This is a genomic window from Streptomyces sp. NBC_00597 (assembly GCF_041431095.1).
Taxonomy (GTDB): Bacteria; Actinomycetota; Actinomycetes; order Streptomycetales; family Streptomycetaceae; genus Streptomyces.
This window is the reverse complement of record NZ_CP107757.1, coordinates 877,350-897,587: the sequence shown is the minus strand read 5'-3', so window position 1 is coordinate 897,587 and position 20,238 is coordinate 877,350. Positions and strand designations below refer to the sequence as shown.

16 protein-coding genes and 1 pseudogene are annotated in these 20,238 nt (G+C 71.7%); 7 read left to right on the top strand and 10 right to left on the bottom strand.

Features of this window, described 5'->3' with window-relative positions; genetic code table 11:
• Positions 1-37: 37 nt before the first annotated feature.
• Positions 38-2,527, bottom strand: coding sequence for a Tex family protein (locus OG974_RS03740; protein ID WP_327279518.1), 2,490 nt, complete (start codon positions 2,525-2,527; stop codon positions 38-40).
• A 116-nt stretch (positions 2,528-2,643) separates the two neighbouring features.
• Entirely contained in the window at positions 2,644-3,507 is an 864-nt protein-coding gene (locus OG974_RS03735) for a hypothetical protein (RefSeq protein ID WP_328764306.1), read from the bottom strand.
• Positions 3,508-3,684: 177 nt separating this feature from the next.
• On the opposite strand from OG974_RS03735, the gene OG974_RS03730 reads away from it, so the two are divergent.
• Together OG974_RS03730 and OG974_RS03725 are read left to right on the top strand one after the other, a co-directional pair.
• On the top strand, positions 3,685-4,086 hold the full coding sequence (locus tag OG974_RS03730; RefSeq protein WP_371646721.1) for a hypothetical protein: 402 nt from the start codon (positions 3,685-3,687) through the stop codon (positions 4,084-4,086).
• A gap of 293 nt (positions 4,087-4,379) precedes the next feature.
• The gene (locus tag OG974_RS03725) at positions 4,380-5,897 is read left to right on the top strand and encodes a M1 family metallopeptidase (protein ID WP_329315128.1); all 1,518 of its coding nucleotides are present in this window, start codon (positions 4,380-4,382) and stop codon (positions 5,895-5,897) included.
• A gap of 27 nt (positions 5,898-5,924) precedes the next feature.
• Here the strand turns inward: OG974_RS03725 and OG974_RS03720 are convergent, their stop codons facing one another.
• Positions 5,925-6,818: an oxygenase MpaB family protein gene (locus tag OG974_RS03720; RefSeq protein ID WP_327279514.1), complete on the bottom strand. Its 894-nt coding sequence runs from the start codon at positions 6,816-6,818 to the stop codon at positions 5,925-5,927.
• A 127-nt stretch (positions 6,819-6,945) separates the two neighbouring features.
• On the opposite strand from OG974_RS03720, the gene sph reads away from it, so the two are divergent.
• The 3 genes and pseudogenes from sph to OG974_RS03705 form a co-directional block, all read left to right on the top strand.
• Positions 6,946-7,938, top strand: a complete 993-nt coding sequence (sph, locus tag OG974_RS03715) for a sphingomyelin phosphodiesterase (protein ID WP_327279513.1) — start codon at positions 6,946-6,948, stop codon at positions 7,936-7,938.
• A gap of 66 nt (positions 7,939-8,004) precedes the next feature.
• A complete protein-coding gene (locus tag OG974_RS03710; protein WP_327285854.1) occupies positions 8,005-8,643 on the top strand; it encodes an HAD family hydrolase in 639 nt (212 codons plus the stop codon).
• Positions 8,644-9,019: 376 nt separating this feature from the next.
• Positions 9,020-9,166 (top strand): annotated as a pseudogene (locus tag OG974_RS03705) (LysR family transcriptional regulator); the annotation flags it as partial.
• A gap of 144 nt (positions 9,167-9,310) precedes the next feature.
• On the opposite strand, the gene OG974_RS03700 reads toward OG974_RS03705, so the two are convergent.
• Positions 9,311-11,149, bottom strand: a complete 1,839-nt coding sequence (locus tag OG974_RS03700) for a long-chain fatty acid--CoA ligase (protein ID WP_371645383.1) — start codon at positions 11,147-11,149, stop codon at positions 9,311-9,313.
• A gap of 99 nt (positions 11,150-11,248) precedes the next feature.
• On the opposite strand from OG974_RS03700, the gene OG974_RS03695 reads away from it, so the two are divergent.
• Positions 11,249-11,977: a MerR family transcriptional regulator gene (locus OG974_RS03695; RefSeq protein WP_328764302.1), complete on the top strand. Its 729-nt coding sequence runs from the start codon at positions 11,249-11,251 to the stop codon at positions 11,975-11,977.
• A 154-nt stretch (positions 11,978-12,131) separates the two neighbouring features.
• Complete coding sequence (locus OG974_RS03690) at positions 12,132-12,587, top strand: SRPBCC family protein (RefSeq protein ID WP_327279510.1); 456 nt, start codon at positions 12,132-12,134, stop codon at positions 12,585-12,587.
• 99 nt (positions 12,588-12,686) lie between these two features.
• Here the strand turns inward: OG974_RS03690 and OG974_RS03685 are convergent, their stop codons facing one another.
• The 6 genes from OG974_RS03685 to OG974_RS03660 all read right to left on the bottom strand — a co-directional run bounded on the left by OG974_RS03685 (position 12,687) and on the right by OG974_RS03660 (position 20,026).
• Positions 12,687-14,858, bottom strand: a complete 2,172-nt coding sequence (locus OG974_RS03685; protein ID WP_327279509.1) for a 3-hydroxyacyl-CoA dehydrogenase NAD-binding domain-containing protein — start codon at positions 14,856-14,858, stop codon at positions 12,687-12,689.
• Positions 14,859-14,908: 50 nt separating this feature from the next.
• Positions 14,909-16,123 (bottom strand): acetyl-CoA C-acetyltransferase, encoded by a 1,215-nt coding sequence (locus tag OG974_RS03680; protein WP_371645380.1) that lies wholly within the window; start codon positions 16,121-16,123, stop codon positions 14,909-14,911.
• A 63-nt stretch (positions 16,124-16,186) separates the two neighbouring features.
• On the bottom strand, positions 16,187-17,329 hold the full coding sequence (locus OG974_RS03675; RefSeq protein WP_327279507.1) for an acyl-CoA dehydrogenase family protein: 1,143 nt from the start codon (positions 17,327-17,329) through the stop codon (positions 16,187-16,189).
• Between the two features lie 9 nt (positions 17,330-17,338).
• Positions 17,339-18,364 (bottom strand): LLM class F420-dependent oxidoreductase, encoded by a 1,026-nt coding sequence (locus tag OG974_RS03670; protein WP_327279506.1) that lies wholly within the window; start codon positions 18,362-18,364, stop codon positions 17,339-17,341.
• Positions 18,364-19,506, bottom strand: coding sequence for a CaiB/BaiF CoA-transferase family protein (locus OG974_RS03665; RefSeq protein WP_327279505.1), 1,143 nt, complete (start codon positions 19,504-19,506; stop codon positions 18,364-18,366). Before OG974_RS03665 ends, OG974_RS03670 begins: the two co-directional genes overlap by 1 nt.
• A 103-nt stretch (positions 19,507-19,609) precedes the next feature.
• Positions 19,610-20,026: an MmcQ/YjbR family DNA-binding protein gene (locus OG974_RS03660; RefSeq protein WP_327279504.1), complete on the bottom strand. Its 417-nt coding sequence runs from the start codon at positions 20,024-20,026 to the stop codon at positions 19,610-19,612.
• Positions 20,027-20,238 lie beyond the last annotated feature (212 nt).

Here is a 20,238-nt window from a genome sequence, read left to right as displayed (position 1 = left end):
GGAACCCACCGGTTCCGACGCGCCGCGCCGCACGCGCTCAGCGCTTGCGGCGCTCCTCGGGGCCGCCCGTGAGGCCGGCCCTGCGCAGGGCGTCCGCCATCGCGCTGTTGGCCGGGGCCGGGGAGCCGCCGCCACCTTGGCGCTGGCCGCCGCCCTGGCCCCGGCCGCCGCCCTGACGCTGGCCGCCGCCCTGGCCGCGGCCCTGGCCTGCTTGGCCCTGACCTGCTTGACCCTGGCCGCCCTGGCCCTGGCCGCCGCCTCGCTGCTGCGGGGGCCTGCCGCCGCGCCGGTCCTGGCGGTCCTGGCGGTCCTGGCGGTCCTCGCGCTGGCGGGGAGCGCCCGCCGAGCGGTCGGCCTCGTCCTCCAGCCGCAGCGTCAGCGAGATCCGCTTGCGCGGGATGTCCACGTCCATGACCTTCACCCGGACGATGTCGCCCGGCTTGACCACGTCCCGCGGGTCCTTGACGAAGTTCGTCGACAGCGCCGAAACGTGGGCCAGGCCGTCCTGGTGGACGCCGATGTCGATGAAGGCGCCGAACGCGGCCACGTTCGTGACCACGCCCTCCAGGATCATCCCGGGCGCCAGGTCGCCGATCTTCTCGACGCCCTCCTTGAAGGTGGCCGTCTTGAAGGCGGGGCGCGGGTCACGGCCCGGCTTCTCCAGCTCGCGCAGGATGTCCGTGACGGTCGGCAGCCCGAACGCCTCGGTGACGAACTGCTCCGGCCGCAGCGAGCGCAGCACGCCGGTGTTGCCGATCAGGGCCGCCACCTCGCTGCCGGCCGTCTTGGCCATGCCCCGGACCAGCGGGTACGACTCGGGGTGCACGCTGGAGAAGTCCAGCGGGTCGTCCCCGCCGCGGATCCGCAGGAAGCCCGCGCACTGCTCGTACGCCTTCGGGCCGAGCCGGGCCACGTCCTTGAGCGCCTTGCGGCTGCGGAAGGGGCCGTTGGCGTCGCGGTGGGCCACGATGTTCTCCGCGAGCCCGCCGCTGATGCCCGAGACCCGCGAGAGCAGGGGTGCGGAGGCGGTGTTGACGTCCACCCCGACGCCGTTCACGCAGTCCTCGACGACCGCGTCCAGGGAGCGCGAGAGCTTCACCTCGGAGAGGTCGTGCTGGTACTGGCCGACGCCGATCGACTTGGGGTCGATCTTGACGAGTTCGGCGAGCGGGTCCTGGAGGCGCCGGGCGATGGAGACCGCGCCGCGCAGCGACACGTCCATGTCCGGGAGTTCCTGCGAGGCGAACGCGGAAGCCGAGTACACGGAGGCGCCCGCCTCGGACACCATCACCTTGGTGAGCTTCAGCTCGGGGTGGCGGGAGACGAGGTCCCCGGCGAGCTTGTCGGTCTCGCGCGAGGCCGTGCCGTTGCCGATGGCGATCAGCTCGACCGCGTGCTCCTTGGCCAGGCGGGCCAGCTTGGCGAGCGACTCGTCCCACCTGTTGGCGGGGACGTGCGGGTGGATCACGTCGGTGGCGACGACCTTGCCGGTGGCGTCCACGACCGCGACCTTCACGCCCGTGCGGAAGCCCGGGTCGAGGCCGAGGGTGGCCCGGGTACCGGCCGGGGCCGCGAGCAGCAGGTCGCGCAGGTTCGCGGCGAAGACCCGTACCGCCTCGTCCTCGGCGGCGGCGCGCAAGCGCATCCGCAAGTCGATGCCGAGGTGCACCTGGATCTTCGTGCGCCAGGCCCAGCGGACCGTGTCGGCCAGCCACTTGTCGCCGGGACGGCCGCGATCGGCGATGTCGAAGCGACGGGCGACCATTCCCTCGTACGTGGACGGTCCGGGGGTCTGGCCCGGCTCCTCGGGCTCCAGGGTGAGGTCGAGGACGTCCTCCTTCTCGCCGCGGAGCATGGCGAGGACGCGGTGCGAGGGCAGCGCGGTGAACGGTTCGGCGAAGTCGAAGTAGTCGGCGAACTTGGCGCCCGCCTCCTCCTTGCCCTCGCGGACCTTCGCGGCGAGCCGGCCGCGGCCCCACAGGCGCTCGCGCAGTTCGCCGATCAGGTCGGCGTCCTCGGCGAACTTCTCGGTGAGGATGGCGCGGGCGCCCTCCAGGGCGGCGGCCGGGTCGGCGACGCCCTTGTCGGCGTCGACGAACGCGGCCGCGGCGGCGGCCGGTTCCACCGACGGATCGGTCAGCAGGCCGTCGGCGAGGGGCTCCAGACCCGCCTCGCGGGCGATCTGCGCCTTGGTGCGCCGCTTGGGCTTGAACGGGAGGTAGATGTCCTCCAGCCGGGCCTTGGTGTCGGCCGCGTTGATCCTGGCCTCCAGCTCGGCGTCGAGCTTGCCCTGCTCCCGTACGGAGTCCAGGATCGCCGCGCGCCGGTCCTCCAGCTCGCGCAGATACCGCAGCCGCTCCTCAAGGGTGCGCAGCTGGGCGTCGTCGAGCATCTCGGTCGCTTCCTTGCGGTAGCGCGCGATGAACGGCACGGTGGAGCCGCCGTCGAGCAGCTCGACGGCGGCCTTGACCTGCCGCTCCCGTACGCCGAGCTCCTCGGCGATCCTGCCTTCGATGGACATCGTCACGATCGGGTCCCGCCTGCCTTCGTTTGCACTGGAAGGCTGCCAATTGTGGCAGGTGGCGGTGACGGCGGCGGGGAACCCCGCGCTCGGGCCCGAGTCCGGGCCCGAGTCCGGCTCGCTCAGGCCTTGCCGAAGGCGTCCGCGGGGAAGGCTCCGGCGGCGAGGGCCTTCATGACGAATCCGCCGCCGAGCTCGGCGAGGCGGGCCAGGCCCTCGGCGCCGAGGTGCTCGTACGGGTCCGCGTCGAGGCGGTCGGTGTCGGCTTCGAGGCGCTCGCGTACGGCCGCCCCCTCCTCGGTGAGCTCGCCGTCGGCGGCGAGGATCCCGCGCTCGCGCAGCCGGTCGGACGCGGCGTCGAGGTCGGACTGCTCCCAGCCGCGGATGGCCTTGATCCACTTCGGGGTCATGCCGCGGCCGGTGGCGGTGTGGCTGACCAGGGCCTCCAGCGGGTCCAGCCCGGCGAGCAGCAGGGCCGCGAGGTGGCCGTCGCCGCGGTGTTCGCGCAGCAGGGTGGTGGCGTGCCACAGGCGCAGGTGCGGCTCCTCGGGTACGGGGAGGTCGGCATGGGCGGCGTACAGGGTCCGGGCGTGCCGGGTGCAGCCCTCGGTGGCGCGCAGGGCGAGGTCGGCGGCCTCGGCGAGCTCGGGGGACTCGATGGTCTCCGCGCCGAGCAGCCGGCGCAGGGTGCTGTCGGCGGCGCGCAGTCGGGCGTCGAGGGCCTGCTCGGGGGTGATGGTGTCCCAGACGGCGGGCAGGTGACGGGCGACGAAGTCGTGGCGGTAGTTGTAGAAGGTGGCGGTGACCGTACCGGCCCCGACGGCGCCCATGGCGGCGGACCGCGAGGCGAGGTTCACTGCGGGCCGCTCGGTGACGCCGAGGGCGGCGAACTCCTTGCCCAGGTCGGGCGAGAAGTAGATGGTCGCGTGCAGCGGGTTGATCGCTGCATGCCAACAGTTACGGGCGGCGCGCGGAGGAATCGTCATGCCTGCCAGATTACCGACCGCTCAGTATGTTGGGTAGCCCGGGGGGGACCGGGCTCGGTCCGCGGGTCGTGAAGGTAACGTGAGATCGGCGACGACGGCATGGGCGGTGTGCAGTTGCCATGCATATGATCAAGCCGATGCCAACGGGGAGGCTTGAACGTGTCTAGTGACATCGGCATGCGGTTGAACCACGTACCGACGGAGCCGAGTGGACCGACCGGTCCCACCGGACCGATGGGTCCGTTCGCTCCGGGCAAGGGGCCCGGGGACTTCGCCTCGACGCCGGCCGAGAAGAAGGCCGCGGCGGGGACCATCGAGACCGAGCTGGAACCGAAGACCAAGAAGGCCGCGGAGCACGCGGACACCGACACCAACGCCGCCCAGAAGGGCTTCGAGGGCTGGGAGACGGCCGCCGGCCTCAAGAAGGTGTCGGACACCTGGGACCAGCAGGTCAAGACCCTGATGGGCCGCCTGTCGGCGGAGAAGACCGCCCTGCGCGGCGCGTCCGGCCTCTTCACGAGCAACGACACGGGCATCGGCAGCCAGTTCACGACCCAATCCGGACTCAACCACCTTTAGGCCCCGCCCCGGAAGCCCCCGTCCGCCGGCCCCGTCCGCAGGGCAGGTCGGCCGGGTGCGTGGCCCGGTTCTGGCCGTTCTTTTCGGGGGTTGCGGGGCGCGGGACGGCGGGACGCGGGGGTGGATGCGGCACTTCGGGGCGGCCGACCGACCCGCGCGGGCGGCGGGCCGTAACGGCCGAATGGCGATCGTGTGACAGCAGGGGCCATGGACATGACGTGGGAGACCGGGCGTGAATACGGTCGACGCAAGCCGTCGAACGGAACTGTCTCCCCTACCCCTTGGAGCTCTTCGTGCACCGCAAAGTCATCGCCCCGAGCGTGCTCGCCGCTTCCCTCCTGCTGGTGATCCCGGCGTCGGCGGCGAGTTCGGTCCAAGGTGCCCCGGGTATCGGTGATCCCTACTACCCGACCAGCGGCAATACGGGATACGACGTGTCCCACTACGACCTGCGCCTGCAGTACCAGCCCAAGACCGACCTGCTGGAGGGCACCGCCACCCTCCTGACCACCGCCAAGCAGGAACTCTCCCGCTTCAACCTGGACTTCGGCCTGAAGGTCAGCGAGATCCGGGTCAACGGCGCCAAGGCGAAGTTCGCCACCTCCGGGGCCCACGAGCTGGAGGTGACCCCCGCCCAGCCGCTGCAGAAGGACAAGCCGGCGACCGTCGTCGTCAAGTACGCAGGAAAGCCCTCGGAGTTCAAGATCGACGGCTGGTCGGCCTGGCAGCGGACCCCGGACGGCGGCGTCGCCGCGCAGGAGCCCGACTCGGCCGTCTGGTGGTTCCCGAGCAACGACCACCCGCTCGACAAGGCCACCTTCGACGTCTCGGTCAACGTCCCCGACGGCACGCAGGCGATCAGCAACGGCGTGCTCCAGTCGCAGAGTTCCCGGCTCGGCTGGACCCGGTACAACTGGCGCTCGAACAAGCCGCAGGCCACGTACCTCGCCACCCTCGCCATCGGCAAGTTCGACGTCACCACCGACAAGACGGCCAGCGGCCTGCCCGTCCTCAATGCGTACAGCAAGGACCTCGGCGACAACGCGGGTGCGGCGCGTGCGAGCGTGGAGCGGACCGGCGAGGTCGCCGAGTGGCTGGAGGGGGTCTTCGGGCCCTACCCGTTCAACGCCCTGGGCGGCTACGTGCCGAACGTGCCGTCGAGCTTCGCCCTGGAGACGCAGACCCGGCCGTTCTACAGCCCGAAGCAGTTCGCGAACGGCGCCAACGTGTCGGTGGTCGTGCACGAGCTGGCCCACCAGTGGTACGGCGACAGCGTGTCCGTCGACGGCTGGAAGGACATCTGGATCAACGAGGGCTTCGCCCGCTACAGCCAGTGGCTGTGGTCGGAAAAGGAGGGCGAGGGCACCGCGCAGGAACTCGCCGACTGGGCGTACGGGCTGCGGTCGGCGGACGACCCGTTCTGGCAGGTGAAGCCGGGCGACCCGGGCCCGGACAACCAGTTCCACGGGGCCGTCTACGACCGCGGCGCGATCGCCCTCCAGGCGCTGCGCAACGAGATCGGCGACGAGAAGTTCTTCGAGGTCCTCAAGGGCTGGCCGACGGAGCGGGCCTACGGCAACGCCAAGGTCGGCGACTTCGTCCGGTACGCGGAGAAGGTGTCGAACAAGCCGCTGGCGCAGCTCTTCGAGACCTGGCTGTACACCCCGGGCAAGCCGGCGTTCGCCCCGCCTGCCGCCGCGGCGTCCCCGGCCGGCCGGTCGCTCAAGGCCCCCGCCGTGAAGCCGGTGAAGCCGGTGGAGCCGAAGTCCTGGAAGAAGATCGCGGCGACGGACTCGATCCACGGGCACTGAGTACGACGGCCCGCGCGCCGGCGCCCCTCAGGGGGTGCCGGCGCGCCACCGGGCTCGTGCCGCCCGCGCGACGGGCAGGTACCGCAGACGCTCCGGCAGCAGCGGTACGAGCAGCCGCACCGCCGTGCTGAGCCGGCGGAGCCTGCGCTCCTGGGCGGGGCTCCACTCCAGCCCGATGGCGGCGCGGGCGTCGGGCGGCATGTACCCGACGGTCACGAAGGCCCGCAAGCGCAGGAAGGCCGTGCGGAGCAGCGGCCAGGTGAGCCGCAGCAGCAGCCGTACCGGCAGGGAGCCGCCCTCGGGCCGGGGCAGCGGTACGTCGGTGGCGACCAGTTCGCGGGCGACCTTGGTGGGTTCGATCTCCTCGGCCAGCATCCGGCGGTAGTAGACCCAGTACTCCTCGATGCTCTGCGGCATGTCCCGGTCGTGGATGCCGAGGATCCGGCCGACCTGGAGCCACTCCCGGTACAGCTGCCGCTCCTGGGCGGGGGTGAACCGGCGCAGCAGGTACCGCCCGGCGTACAGGTAGATCGGGAAACCGGTGGCGTGGACCCAGGAGTAGCAGGCGGGGTCGAGGGAGTGGTAGCGCCGTCCCCGGGTGTCGATGCCCTGGATCTCCTTGTGCAGGCGGCGCACGCGGCGGCCCTCCTCGGCGGCCTCCTCCCCGCCGTACACCCACAGCTGGACGGAGCGCAGCGAGCGCTCGCCGCGCCCCCAGGGGTCGGTGCGGAAGACCGAGTGCTCGTCGACGCCTGCGCCGATCGCGGGGTGGGCGACCTGCAGGGTGAAGGCGGCGGGCAGCATCAGCAGGGCCCGGATGTCGCCGGAGATGGTCCAGAGCACCCCGCCGGGGGCCGGCGGCTCGGGATCGGGGCGGCGCGCGGCCGTCGGTCCGGGTGCGGGGAGCTCTGTTTCTCGCATGGTTCCAGTATGCGAGTGCCAGACGTCCGCTCCCGGACAGAAAGTCTTGTCACGGGTGTTACCCAGAGGTAACCGCGGCTGCTTGGATGACGGAGTCGATCTCCCCCCGCGGAATGATGGAGACCTCATGCTGCCCACCAAGCTCACCTCCGGCCGCCGCGCCGCCGCCACGGCGGTTGCGGCGATCGCCGCCGGCGCGCTGGCCGCCACCAGCGCGCCGGCCGCCTCGGCCGCGGAGAGCACCGCGGCCCCGCGGCTCAGCGTCCTCACGTACAACACCTTCCTGATGAGCAAGAACCTCTACCCCAACTGGGGTCAGGACCACCGGGCTTCGGAGATCCCCAAGGCGTCCTTCTTCCAGGGCCACGACGTGGTCGTGCTCCAGGAGGCCTTCGACAACGGCGCCTCGGACGCGCTGAAGTCCAACGCCTCGGCGCAGTACCCGTACCAGACCCCGGTCGTCGGCCGCAGCAAGAGCGGCTGGGACGCCACGGGCGGCTCGTACTCCTCCACCACCCCGGAGGACGGCGGTGTCACGGTCCTCAGCAAGTGGCCGATCGTCCGCAAGGAGCAGGTCGTCTACAAGGACGCCTGCGGCGCCGACTGGTGGTCCAACAAGGGTTTCGCCTACGTCGTGCTGAACGTGGGCGGCACCAAGGTCCACGTGGTCGGCACCCACGCCCAGTCCACCGACCCGGGCTGCGGCGCGGGTGAGGCGGCGCAGATGCGCGCCCGCCAGTTCAATGCGATAGACGCCTTCCTGGACGGCAAGAACATCCCGGCGAACGAGCAGGTCATCGTCGCCGGCGACATGAACGTCGACTCGCGCTCCCCCGAGTTCGCGTCCATGCTCGCCAACGCCGACCTGGCGGACGCCGACTCGCGCACGGGCCACCCGTACTCGTTCGACACCGCGCTGAACTCCATTGCGAACTACCGCTACCCGACCGACCCGCGCGAGGACCTGGACTACGTCCTCTACCGCAAGGGCAACGCCCGCCCGTCGGGCTGGGAGAACAACGTGGTCAAGGAGCAGTCGGCGCCCTGGACGGTCTCCAGCTGGGGCACCTCGTACACCTACACCAACCTCTCCGACCACTACCCGCTGATCGGCCGCTAGTGCGCGCTCCCGGGTGCCCGCCGTACGAGGCACCCGGGGCCCGGCGGCCCGCAGGCTGGCCGAGTGATGCGTACCGTGGTGCTGGACGTGGGCGAGACCTTGACCCGCGATGACCGCTACTGGGCGTCCTGGGCCGACTGGCTCGGCGTGCCGCGACACACCTTGTCCGCACTCGTCGGAGCGGTCGTCGTAGACGGCAGGGACAACGCGGACGCGCTGCGCCTCCTGCGGCCGGGCCTGGACGTGGGCGCGGAGTACGCAGCTCGCGAGGCCGCCGGCCGTGGTGAGCAGCTCGACGATACAGACCTGTACGACGACGTCCGACCCGCGCTCGCGGCGCTCCGCGCGGCCGGCGTCCGGGTGGTCGTCGCGGGGAATCAGACGGTCCGCGCGGGGGCTCTGCTGCGCGCCCTGGACCTGCCTGCGGATCTGGTCGTGACCTCGGGCGAGTGGGGTGCGGCGAAGCCTTCGCCCGAGTTCTTCGCCCGGGTACTACAGGTCTCTGGCGCGCCTGCGGAAGAGACCCTGTACGTCGGTGACCACCCGGCGAACGACATCCTGCCGGCGCGCGCCGCCGGACTGCGGACCGCGCACCTGCGCCGCGGGCCGTGGGGATTCTGGTGGGCCGACGACCCGGCTGTCCGAGCGGCCGCGGACTGGTCGGTCGACTCCTTGTACGGTCTCGTCGACATCGTCAAGGAGTAGTCGCGGCAGGTTGGTTCCGGACCCGGTACGGTGCGCCCCTGGCCGACCGCATCGGGCAGTGCATCACCACGCGTCGCCGAGCCCGCCGCATGACCCAACGCCCGTCTTCACGGCGAAGCCTGTTGGGACTGCGGCGCCGCGGACTCCGACCTCGTCCCGAGCGGCGAGGCCAGGGTCCGCGGCTTCGAGAGGGTCTGGCCCATCGTGCGGTGCGACCCGAGTTGCCCGCAGCCGACAAGGGAACTGGCGTGAGCGCCGTGGGGCAGATCTGCTGCCGCTGCGACCACGTCATCCGTGCGGGCGGGCACGAACTCGTCCAACACTCCGCGTCCGGCGCGAAGCCGAATGTCTGGGCCCACGATATCCGTGACCCCTCCTGCCGTGGGTTCCGCTGGCACACCGGGTACCGGACCTGGGGGCGCTGGAGCTGCTGCTCGCAGTCGCGCGGGTCGGCAGCCTCAGCGGCGCGGCCAAGCGGATGGGCATCACCCAGCCCGCCGCGAGCAGCCGCATCCGGGCGATCCTGCCCACGGCGGGCGGCGGTGTCCAGCCAAGCGTGGGCGCGGCCGGTCGGCCCTGGATCTCCTCGCGGCTGAAACCGGGCTCCGGCATTTTCCCGGCCCCCTCCGGTGGGCGCGCTCGCGCCCACCGGACGGGGTCTTTCGGGCTACGGGGCCACGGGGGATTGCGGGTCCTCGTAGAGCCCGTCGAGCAGAGCGCCGTACTTGTCCCGGACCACGCGGCGGCGCAGTTTCAGTGACGGTGTGAGTTCCCCGGAGTCGGGGCCCCATTCCTCGGTCAGCAGCCGGTACCGCTTGATCTGTTCGGTCCGGTTGAGGCGGGCGTTGGCCGCCTCGACGGCGCGGGCGACCTCCTCGCGCACGGCCGGGTGCGCGGCGAGCTCGGCGAGGGAGCCGGCCTCGATGCCGCGGGCCGCCGCCCATGCCGGAGCCAGCTCCCCGTCGAGCACCAGCAGGGCGACGAGGTAGGAGCGGCCGTCGCCGTGCACCAAGGCCTGGCCTATCAGCGGATGCTCCTTGACGGTGTTCTCCACCAGGGCCGGCGAGACGTTCTTGCCGTTCGAGGTGATGATCAGTTCCTTCTTGCGGTCGGTCAGCCAGAGGAACCCGTCGTCGTCGAGCCGGCCGATGTCCCCGGTCGGGAACCAGCCCTCGGCGTCGTGCGCGCTCTCCACCGAGCCGTCGGCCCGCAGGTAGCCGCCGAAGACGGTCGCGCCGCGCGTGAAGATCTCCCCGTCCTCGGCGAGCCTCAGCTCCAGGCCCTCGATGGGGCGGCCGACCGAACCCAGCCGGAAGTCGTCCGGGCTGTTGACCGTGCACACGCCCGAGGTCTCGGTGAGCCCCCATGCGTCCATGATGGTGATCCCCCAGCCCGCCCAGAACCGGACCACGTCGATCGGCATCGGCGCGGTGGCGCTGGCCGTCCACACCAGCCGGTCCAGCCCGGCCAGGCCCAGCAGCGGGTCCAGGACCTGCTCCTTGGCGCGGGCGTACGAGGCCTCCAGCGCGGGCGGGATGCGCTCGCCGCGCTCCCGGTGGCCCGCGCGGGCCCGGGCGAGGTCGTTCGCGGCCTCGATGGACTCCCGCTGTGCGGCCGGAAGTTGTGCGAGCACGGCCCGTACGGACGCGGCGAGCTTTTCCCACACGCGGGGCACGCCGAAGAACTGCACCGGGTGCAGCTCGCGGACGGCAGGCGCCACGGCTGCCGGGTCGGCGACCAGCCGGACGTGCGCGGCCCGCAGCAGCGGCAGGTAGATGCCGAGGATCCGCTCGGCGATGTGCGCGAACGGCAGGTAGCAGATGTGCTCGGCGTGCTCGGGCAACTCCGTGCGCCGGTCGAGGCGGACGGCCTGGAGCATGATGTTGCGGTGGGTCAGCCGCACGCCCTTGGGGTCCCCGGTGGTGCCCGAGGTGTAGACGACGGTCAGCGGGTCCTCGGGGCGGGTCTCCTGCCAGGCCTTCTCGAAGGCGTCCGGCCGGTGCGTGCGGGCGCCGCTCGCGTACAGGGAGCCGTACGTGCGGTGCGGGCCCGCCTCGGCGGCCTCGGCCACGACCAGCCGCTCCAGGGGCACCTGCCCGTCGGCGAGCAGCGGTTCCCACCGGGCCAGCTCGCGGGCGCCTTCGAGGACGGCGACCCGGGCCCGGCTGTGGCGGGCGATGTGGGCGATCTGCTCGGGCGCGGAGGTCCCGTACACGGTGACGGGGACGGCGCCGAGGTGGACGAGGGCGAGGTCGCTCAGCCAGTGTTCGGGGCGGTTGCCCATCATGATCAGGACGTGTTCGCCCCGTTCGATGCCGAGGGCGGCGTATCCGGAGGCGAGGACGGCGACCTTGCGGCGGACCTCGCTCCAGCCGAGGGTCGTCCATCCGTCGCCCTCGCGCCACGACAGGGCGGGGAGATCGCCGTACTCGGCGGCGTTGCGTGCCAGCAGGGTGGGCAGCGTGAGCTCTTCGGGTCGTCCGGGCAGTCGCAGTTTCATGGTCATGGGCAGCTCCTGGCCGTTTCACATCGTTGGTGCGACAGCAATACTGTTGAAGCGGTACCGACTCACGGGCAGCGTGGAACAGAGAGCGAGGCGGCGACCATGACCACCCAGGCACCCGAGCCCACGCTCACCGTCGACGAGCTGGCCGCCCGGGCGGGTGTGACCGTCCGCACCGTACGGTTCTACAGCACCCGCGGGCTTTTGCCCCCTCCCGTGATCGGACCCCGTCGGGTGGGCCACTACGGCCCGGAGCACCTTTCGCGGCTGGCGCTGATCGAGGAGTTGCAGCACCAGGGCATGACGCTGTCGGCGATCGAGCGGTACCTGGACGCGCTGCCGGCCGACCTGAGCCCGCACGACCTGGCGATCCACCGGGCACTGGTGGCGACCTGGGCCCCGGACTCCGCGCTGGAGTCCTCGCGGGAGGAGCTGGAGAAGCGGGCCGGGCGCCCGCTGACGGACACGGACATCCAGCGACTGACGGCGATGAACGTGCTGGCGCCGGCCCCGCAGGGGTTCCGGGTGGACGTGGGGCTGCTGCGGCTGGGGGTCGCGCTGCTGGACGTGCCGATCGCGCACGAGACGATCCTGGTGGCCCGCAAGGTGCTGCTGGAGCACGCGCGGACGGCGGCGCACGAGCTGACGGCGCTGTTCCGGGACGAGGTGTGGGGGCCGTTCACCGAGGGCGAGAGCGACCCGGAGCGGGTGGAGTCGATGAAGGCGCTGTCCGCGCACATGCAGCCGATGGTGGTGCAGGCGCTGGTGACCGCGTTCCAGCGGTCGCTGAAGGAGGAACTGCGCGCGGCGTTCTCCTCCGAGGCCGGCTGACCCGCCCCGGGCCCGGCGCGGACTCCGTTCGGCCCCGTCGGCCTGCGCGGGCGGCCGGCCGGCCGGAGGCTGGGGGCAGCGCAGGCGGGCGGGCGGGCACCGGAGCGTGCGCGCCCCGTCCGGCCCCCACCGTCCCCAAGGAGCGTGATCGGCGTTGGCCCGCAACCGCTGTCTGATCCGGAGCTCGCCGTCGGAGGTCTGGCACCTGCTGTCCGACGGCCGCCGCTACGGGGAGTGGGTCACGGGGACCCGGGAGGTGCTCGCCGTCGATCCGCACTGGCCGCAGGTGGGCGCGCGCCTGCGGGTCCGTGTCGGGGTCGGCCCGCTCACCCTCGACGACATCTGCGTGGTGCGGATCTGCGAACCGGAACGGCGGCTGGAGCTGGAGGCGAAGGCCGACCCCTTCGGCGCGGCCCGCATCGCCATGAACCTGACGCCCTGGGGCGCCCACACCCTCTTCACCCTGGACTGGCACCCGCTCAGGGGCCCCGGAGCCCGGATGCACGGGCTCCCGGTGGCCTACGTCGTCGGCGTCCGCAACGGCATGATGCTGACGAAACTGGCCCGGATCGCGGTGCGCGAGCACGGGAACGCGACCGCGCGGACATGAGCGCACGGCCCTGAGCCAGCGGCCGTGAGCAGGTGGTCGACGGGTCCGGTCCGGCGGGGGCGGGACTCTCCCCACCGGACCGGACGCGCCGGCGGGGGCTCAGTCCGCGTACGTCTCGCCGCGCTCGGCCTTCTCGACCAGCGAGGCCGGCGGGGTGAAGCGCTCGCCGTACTTCTCGGCCAGCTCGCGGGAGCGGGCGACGAAGCCGGGCAGGCCGCCCTCGTAGCCGTTGATGTACTGGATCACGCCGCCGGTCCAGGCCGGGAAGCCGATCCCCATGATGGAGCCGATGTTGGCGTCGGCGATCGAGGTCAGCACGCCCTCGTCGAGGCAGCGGACGGTGTCCAGGGCCTCGGAGAACAGCATCCGCTCCTTCATGTCCTCGAAGGGGACCTCCACGTCCGGCTTGGCGAAGTGCTCGCGCAGGCCCGGCCAGATGCCGGCGCGCTTGCCCGCCTCGTCGTACGCGTAGAACCCGGCTCCGCCGCTGCGGCCGGGGCGGCCGAACTCGTCGACCATCCGGTCGATGACCGTGTCGGCGGGGTGCGCGGTCCACGTGCGGCCCTCGGCCTCGAAGGCCTTGCGGGTCTCGTTGCGGATCTTGCGCGGGAGGGTGAGGGTGAGCTCGTCCATCAGGGAGAGCACCTTGGCCGGGTATCCGGCCTGGGCGGCGGCCTGCTCGACGGACGCGGGTTCGACGCCCTCGCCGACCATCGCCACGCCCTCGTTGATGAACTGGCCGATGACGCGCGAGGTGAAGAAGCCGCGCGAGTCGTTGACCACGATCGGGGTCTTGTTGATCTGCCGTACGAGGTCGAAGGCGCGGGCGATGGCCTCGTCGCCGGTGCGCTCGCCCTTGATGATCTCCACGAGCGGCATCTTGTCGACGGGCGAGAAGAAGTGCAGCCCGATGAAGTCCTCGGGGCGCGAAACGCCTTCCGCGAGGCCCGTGATGGGCAGCGTGGAGGTGTTGGAGCACAGCAGCGCGTCGGGGGCGATGACGTCCTGGATCTCCTGGAACACCTTGTGCTTGAGGGAGGTGTCCTCGAAGACGGCCTCGATGACGGCGTCACAGCCGGCCAAGTCGGCGGCCTCGGCGGTCGGCGTGATCCGGGCGAGGAGTTCGGCGCGCTGGGCCTCGGTCGTGCGGCCGCGGGCGAACGCCTTGTCGAGCAGCAGCTCGGAGTACGCCTTGCCCTTGGCGGCGGCCTCGGGCGTGACGTCCTTCAGGACCACCTCGATGCCCGCGCGGGCGCAGGAGTACGCGATGCCCGCGCCCATCATGCCCGCGCCGAGGACGGCGACCTTGGTGACCGTGCGGGGCGCGATGCCCTGCGGGCGGCTGCGGCCGGCGTTGACGGCCTGGAGGTCGAAGAAGAACGCCTGGATCATGTTCTTGGCGGTCTGCCCGGTGACCAGCTCGGTGAAGTAGCGGGCCTCGATCGTCAGGGCGGTCTCGAAGTCCACCTGCGCACCCTCGACGGCGCAGGCCAGGATGTTGCGCGGGGCCGGGTACGGGGCCCCGTTCAGCTGCTTCTTCAGGTTCGCGGGGAACGCCGGGAGGTTGGCGGCGAAGCGCGGATTGGACGGCGTACCGCCCGGGATCTTGTAGCCGGGCACGTCCCAGGGCTGCTTCGACTCGGGGTTCGCGTCGATGAAGGCGCGGGCCTTGGCCAGCATCTCCTCGGGAGTGGCGGCCAGTTCGTGGACGAGGCCGTTGTCCAGGGCGCGCTGCGGGTTGTACTGGGTCCCCTGGAGCAGCACCTTGAGCAGCGCGTCGGCGATGCCCATCAGGCGCACCGTACGGGTGACGCCGCCGCCGGCCGGGAGCAGGCCGAGGGTGACCTCGGGCAGGCCGATCTTGGAGCCGGGGGCGTCGAGGGCGACGCGGTGGTGGGAAGCGAGGCAGATCTCGTAACCGCCACCGAGGGCAGCGCCGTTGATGGCGGCGACGACGGGCTTGCCGAGGGTCTCGATGCGGCGCAGCGAGCTCTTGATCGCGGTACCGGTGTCGAAGGCGATCCGTGCGTGCTCGGGGCGCAGCCCGATCATGTCCTTGAGGTCGCCGCCCGCGAAGAAGGTCTTCTTGGCGGAGGTGTAGATGATGCCGCGGATGGAGTCCTTCTCGGCCTCGGCGCGGTCGGCGATCGCCGCGATGGAGTCCTTGAAGGCCTGGTTCATCGTGTTGGCGGACTGGTTGGGGTCGTCGAGGACCAGGGTGACGACGCCGGTCTCGTCCTGTTCCCAGCGGATCGTGGTGGACTCGCTCATGTTCTCGCTACTTCCGTGTCAGAGAGGAGGTCTGGGGATCAGGACGCGGTTCAGAGCCGCTCGACGACGGTCGCGACGCCCATGCCGCCGCCGACGCAGAGGGTGACGAGCCCGTAGCGCTTGTCCTGGCGCTCCAGTTCGTCGATGACGGTGCCGAGCAGCATCGCGCCGGTGGCTCCGAGCGGGTGGCCCAGCGCGATGGAGCCGCCGTTGACGTTGACCTTGTCGAGGGAGACGCCCATGTCCTTGACGAAGCGCAGGACGACGCCGGCGAAGGCCTCGTTCATCTCGATCAGGTCGATGTCGTCGATGGTCAGGCCGGCCTTGGCGAGGGCCTTGCGGGTGGCCGGGGCGGGGCCGGTGAGCATGATGGTGGGCTCGGAGCCGGACACGGCGGCCGAGACGATCCGGGCGCGGGGCGCCAGACCGTTGCGCTCGCCCGCCTCGCGGGTGCCGATCGCGACGAGCGAGGCGCCGTCGACGATGCCGGAGGAGTTGCCCGCGTGGTGGACGTGGTCGATCTTCTCGATCCAGTGGTACTTCTGCAGGGCGACGGCGTCGAAGCCACCGAGGTCGCCGATGTCCGCGAAGGACGGCTTGAGCCCCGCGAGGGTGTCGGCGGTGGTGCCCGGGCGGACGAACTCCTCGTGGTCCAGGACGACCAGGCCGTTGCGGTCGGTGACGGGGACGACGGACTTCGCGAAGCGACCGTCCCTGATGGCCGCGGCGGCCCGCTCCTGGGAGAGGGCGGCGTACTCGTCCACGTCGCGGCGGGAGAAGCCCTCGATGGTGGCGATCAGGTCGGCGCCGATGCCCTGCGGGACGAAGCCGGTGTCCCAGTTGGTCATCGGGTCGTTGAACCAGGCGCCGCCGTCGGAGGCCATCGGGACGCGGGACATCGACTCCACGCCGCCCGCCAGGACGAGGTCCTCCCAGCCGGAGCGGACCTTGGCGGCGGCCAGGTTGACGGCCTCCAGACCGGAGGCACAGAAGCGGTTCTCCTGTACGCCGGCCACTGTGTCCGGGAGTCCCGCGGCGATGGCCGCGATGCGGGCGATGTCGGAGCCCTGGTCGCCGACCGGGCCGACGACGCCGAGGACGATGTCGTCGATGGTGGCGGGGTCCAGGCCGGGGTTGCGCTCGCGCAGCGCGTTGATCAGGCCGACGACCAGGTCGATCGGCTTGGTGCCGTGCAGGGCGCCGTTGGCCTTGCCGCGGCCGCGCGGCGTGCGGATCGCGTCGTATACGTAAGCTTCGGTGCTCACTGGTCAAGCCTTTCGGAGGGTTCCAAGGGGAGGCCGGCCGGGGAAGGTGGGCCGAGGGAGGGGTCAGGCGAGCAGCGAACGGCCGATGATCTCCTTCATGATCTCGGTCGTGCCGCCGTAGATGGTCTGGATGCGGCCGTCGGTGAAGGCCCGCGCGACCGGGTATTCGCTCATGTAGCCGTACCCGCCGTGCAGTTGCAGGCAGCGGTCGGCGACCCGCTTCTGGAGCTCGGTCGCCCACCACTTGGCCATCGACGCGTGGACGTGGTCCAGCTCGCCGTTGGAGTGGTCGACGATGCAGCGGTCCAGGAACGTACGGGTGACGGCGCACTCGGTGGCCATCTCCGCGATCTCGAACCGGATGTGCTGGAGCTTGGAGAGCGGCCGCCCGAAGGCCTCGCGCTCCTTCACGTAACGGGTGGTGATCTCCAGCAGGTGCTCGGCGGCGGCGATGCCGGCCATCGCTATGCCCATCCGCTCCTGGGCGAGGTTGGTCATCAGGTGGACGAAGGCGCCGTTCAGCTCGCCGAGCAGGTTCTCCTTGGGGACGCGTACGTCGTGGAAGAACAGCTCGGCGGTGTCCTGCGCCTTCTGGCCGATCTTGTCGAGGTTGCGGCCGCGTTCGAAGCCCTCCGTGCCGCGCTCGACCACCAGCAGCGACAGGCCGTGCGCCCCGCCCTCCGGAGTGGTCTTGGCGACCACGATCACCAGGTCGGCGAGGATGCCGTTGGAGATGAAGGTCTTGGAACCGTTGAGCACCCAGTGGTCGCCCCGGTCCTCGGCGCTGGTCCGTATCCCCTGGAGGTCGGAGCCCGCGCCCGGCTCGGTCATCGCGATCGCGGTGATCGTCTCGCCGGAGCAGAAACCGGGCAGCCAGCGCCGCTTCTGCTCCTCGGTGGCGAGCGAGGTCAGGTACGGGCCGATGATGTCGTTGTGCAGGCCGATCGCGAGCCCGGCCGCACCGGCCCGCGTGAACTCCTCAGCGATCACGGCGGCGTACCGGAAGTCGCTGTTCCCGCCGCCCCCGTACTCCTGCGGTACGGCCAGGCCCAGCAGGCCCTGCCGGCCGGCGGCCCGCCAGGCCTCGCGGCTGACGATGCCGTCCTTCTCCCACTGCTCGTAGTGCGGCAGCACCTCCTTGGTGAGGAAGGTGCGGACCGTTTCGCGGAACGCCTCGTGGTCGGCGTCGAAGATGCGGCGTTGCATCGGGGCCCCCTAGAGCCAGCTCTTGACGGTTTCGATCAGCCGGGCCGGCTCGGCGCCGACGGGTGTGACGTTGAGCATGGTGACGCCCGCCTCCCGGAAGGCCTCGACCCGCTCGCGTACGTAACTCTGCGGCCCGCACAGCGTCATGAGCTCGCAGAACTCGTCCGGGACGGCCGCTGCCGCGTCGCGCTTGCGGCCGGAGAGGTAGAGCTCCTGGATCTTCCGGGCTTCCTCCTCGTACCCGTAGGCGACGGCGAGGTCGTTGTAGAAGTTCTTGCCGACGGCGCCCATCCCGCCGACGTACAGGGCGATCTGGGGGCGCGCCAGGTCGCGTACGGCGGCCGCGTCCTCTCCGATCGCGAGCAGGCCCCCGGCCACGGTCTGCAGCGGGCCGAGCGCGGGGTCGCGGCGGGCGGCGCCCTCGGCGAGCGGCGCGCCCCACACGGCGTGCGCCTTCTCCGGGATGAACAGGGTGGGCAGCCAGCCGTCGGCGATCTCGGCGGTCATCCGCACGTTCGCGGGCCCGAGCGAGGCGATGTAGACGGGGACCGCGTCGCGCACCGGCCGGGTGAGGATCTTCAGCGGCTTGCCGTGCCTGCCGCCCAGCGAAGCCGGCAGCGGCATGTCGGTGATGCCGTGGTGGTCGATCGTCTCGCGGCGCCAGATCCGGCGGCACAGCTCGACGGTCTCGCGGGTCCGGCCGAGCGGCCTGTCGTACGGCTTGCCGTGCCAGCCCTCGACGACCTGCGGGCCGGAGGCCCCCAGGCCCAGCAGCGCCCTGCCGCCGGATACCGCGTCGAGCCCGGCCGCCGTCTGGGCGATGAGGGCGGGGGTGCGGGAGTAGACGTTGAGGATGGCCGAGCCGATCTTCATCCGCTCGGTGCGGGCCGCCAGGTAGCCCATGATCGTCGGGGAGTCGAAGCCCCAGGCCTCGGCGACCCACACGGCGTCGAGCCCGGCCGCCTCCAGTGCCGCCGCCTCGTCGGCGGCCCGGCGCGGGTCCCCCGAGTAGTCCAGCATCATGGACAGTTCCATCAGGCGTCCTTCGTGAGCAGGGCCGGTACGTCCCAGTCGGCGGCCACGGACTCGGTGTGCGCGCCCGGCCGGGCGGGTTCGGAGGTGACGCGGGTCGGGGTCGCGGAGAACCGCGGGGCAGGGGCGGGCTGGACGATCCCGCCGAACTCGGTGAAGGTCCCGCGGGCGGCGAGGTGCGGGTGACGCGGCGCCTCGCGCAGCGACAGTACGGGCGCCACGCAGGCGTCGGAGCCCTCGAAGACCGCGGTCCACTCCTCCCGGGTACGGGATTTGAAGCGGGCGGCGACCGTCTCGCGGAGCTCGCCCCAGCGGGCCGGGTCCTTGCGGGCCGGGGCCCCGTCCTTGATGCCGAGCAGCTCGACGAACGTGTCGTAGAACTGCTGTTCCAGCGCGCCGACCGCCATGTACCCGCCGTCTGAGGTCTCGTACGTGCCGTAGAAGGGGCAGCCACCGTCGAGGAGGTTGGCCCCCCGCCGGTCCTGCCAGCCGCCGGCCGCCATCATCCCGTGGATCATCGCGGTGAGGTGTGCGGTGCCGTCGACGATGGCCGCGTCCACGACCTGGCCGGCGCCGCCGGGGGTACGGGCGTGCTGGAGGGCCGCGAGGATGCCGATGACCAGGTAGAGCGAGCCGCCCGCGTAGTCCCCGACCAGGTTGGCGGGGACGGCCGGGGGCCCGCCCGGATCCCCGATCATGCCGAGGGCGCCGGTGACGGCGATGTACGCGATGTCGTGCCCGGCGGTGTGCGCGAGCGGCCCGTCCTGGCCCCAGCCGGTCATCCGGCCGTACACCAGCTTCGGATTGCGCGCGTGGCAGTCCTCGGGGCCGACGCCGAGCCGCTCCGCGACCCCGGGGCGCAGCCCCTCGATCAGGACGTCGGCCCGCTCGACCAGCTCCAGTACGCGGGCGGGGCCCTCGGCGGCCTTCAGGTCGATCAGGACGGACCTCTTGCCGCGGTTGGTGACGTCGTAGGCGGGATCGACCGCGAGGGCGCCACCGCCGGGCCGGTCCACCCGTACGACGTCCGCCCCCAGGTCGGCGAGGAGCATGGCGGCGAACGGGCCCGGGCCGATGCCCGCCAGTTCGACGACGCGCACGCCCGCGAGCGGGCCGCTGCCGGGCACGTTCCCTGTCACTGCCATCGAGCCCCCAGCATCCCTGGCGCCACCACCGCCACTGTGTGACACAACCGATGTAACACCAGTGATGCTAGGAACGCGTTCCACTCAGCACAAGAGCAACCGCTTAGCCGGTTGGCGCGTTTCGCGCATCGAGCCGTCCGCCGAGCCGTGCGTCGAGTTCCTTCAGGTGCCGCTTGAGGGCGACCGTGCGGTAGCTCTCCTCCACCCACTCGCACAGCACGTCGAGGCGCGGCGCCCCCTTCTCCCCCAGCGGTACGGAGACCCAGCCGGCCTTCCCCAGCCCGTACCCGGTCGGCTCCGCCCCGGGCGCGGTCATGGCGTGGCCGTGCAGCGCCTCGTCCTTGAGCTTCACGGAGAGCCCGGGCGGTTGCGGGCCGTCGGTGTTGCCCAGGAACACGAAGATCTTCTTGTTGACCTTCACGACGCAGTCCTCGGGACCCCAGGGAAACTCCTCCGCCGCCTCCGGCAGCCCCCGGGCAAACTCCCGCACCGCCTCCCACTTGCGCACCGCAGCCTTCATGGACGCCTCCACTCAGCACAGGTCACACCTGCTCGCACTCGCAGTCGGTCCTCACGCTAGCGCCGACCCCCGGGCGTCGGCCGGAAAACCGGACCGCGTTCCTCCGGCTAAACCCCTTCCCACCTGCGGAAACTCGCATGGCAAAGGGTGGGGCCGTCTGTACTCTGAGCGGGATTTCAGTCCTGATCAAGGACTCACCGACTTTTTGGGGG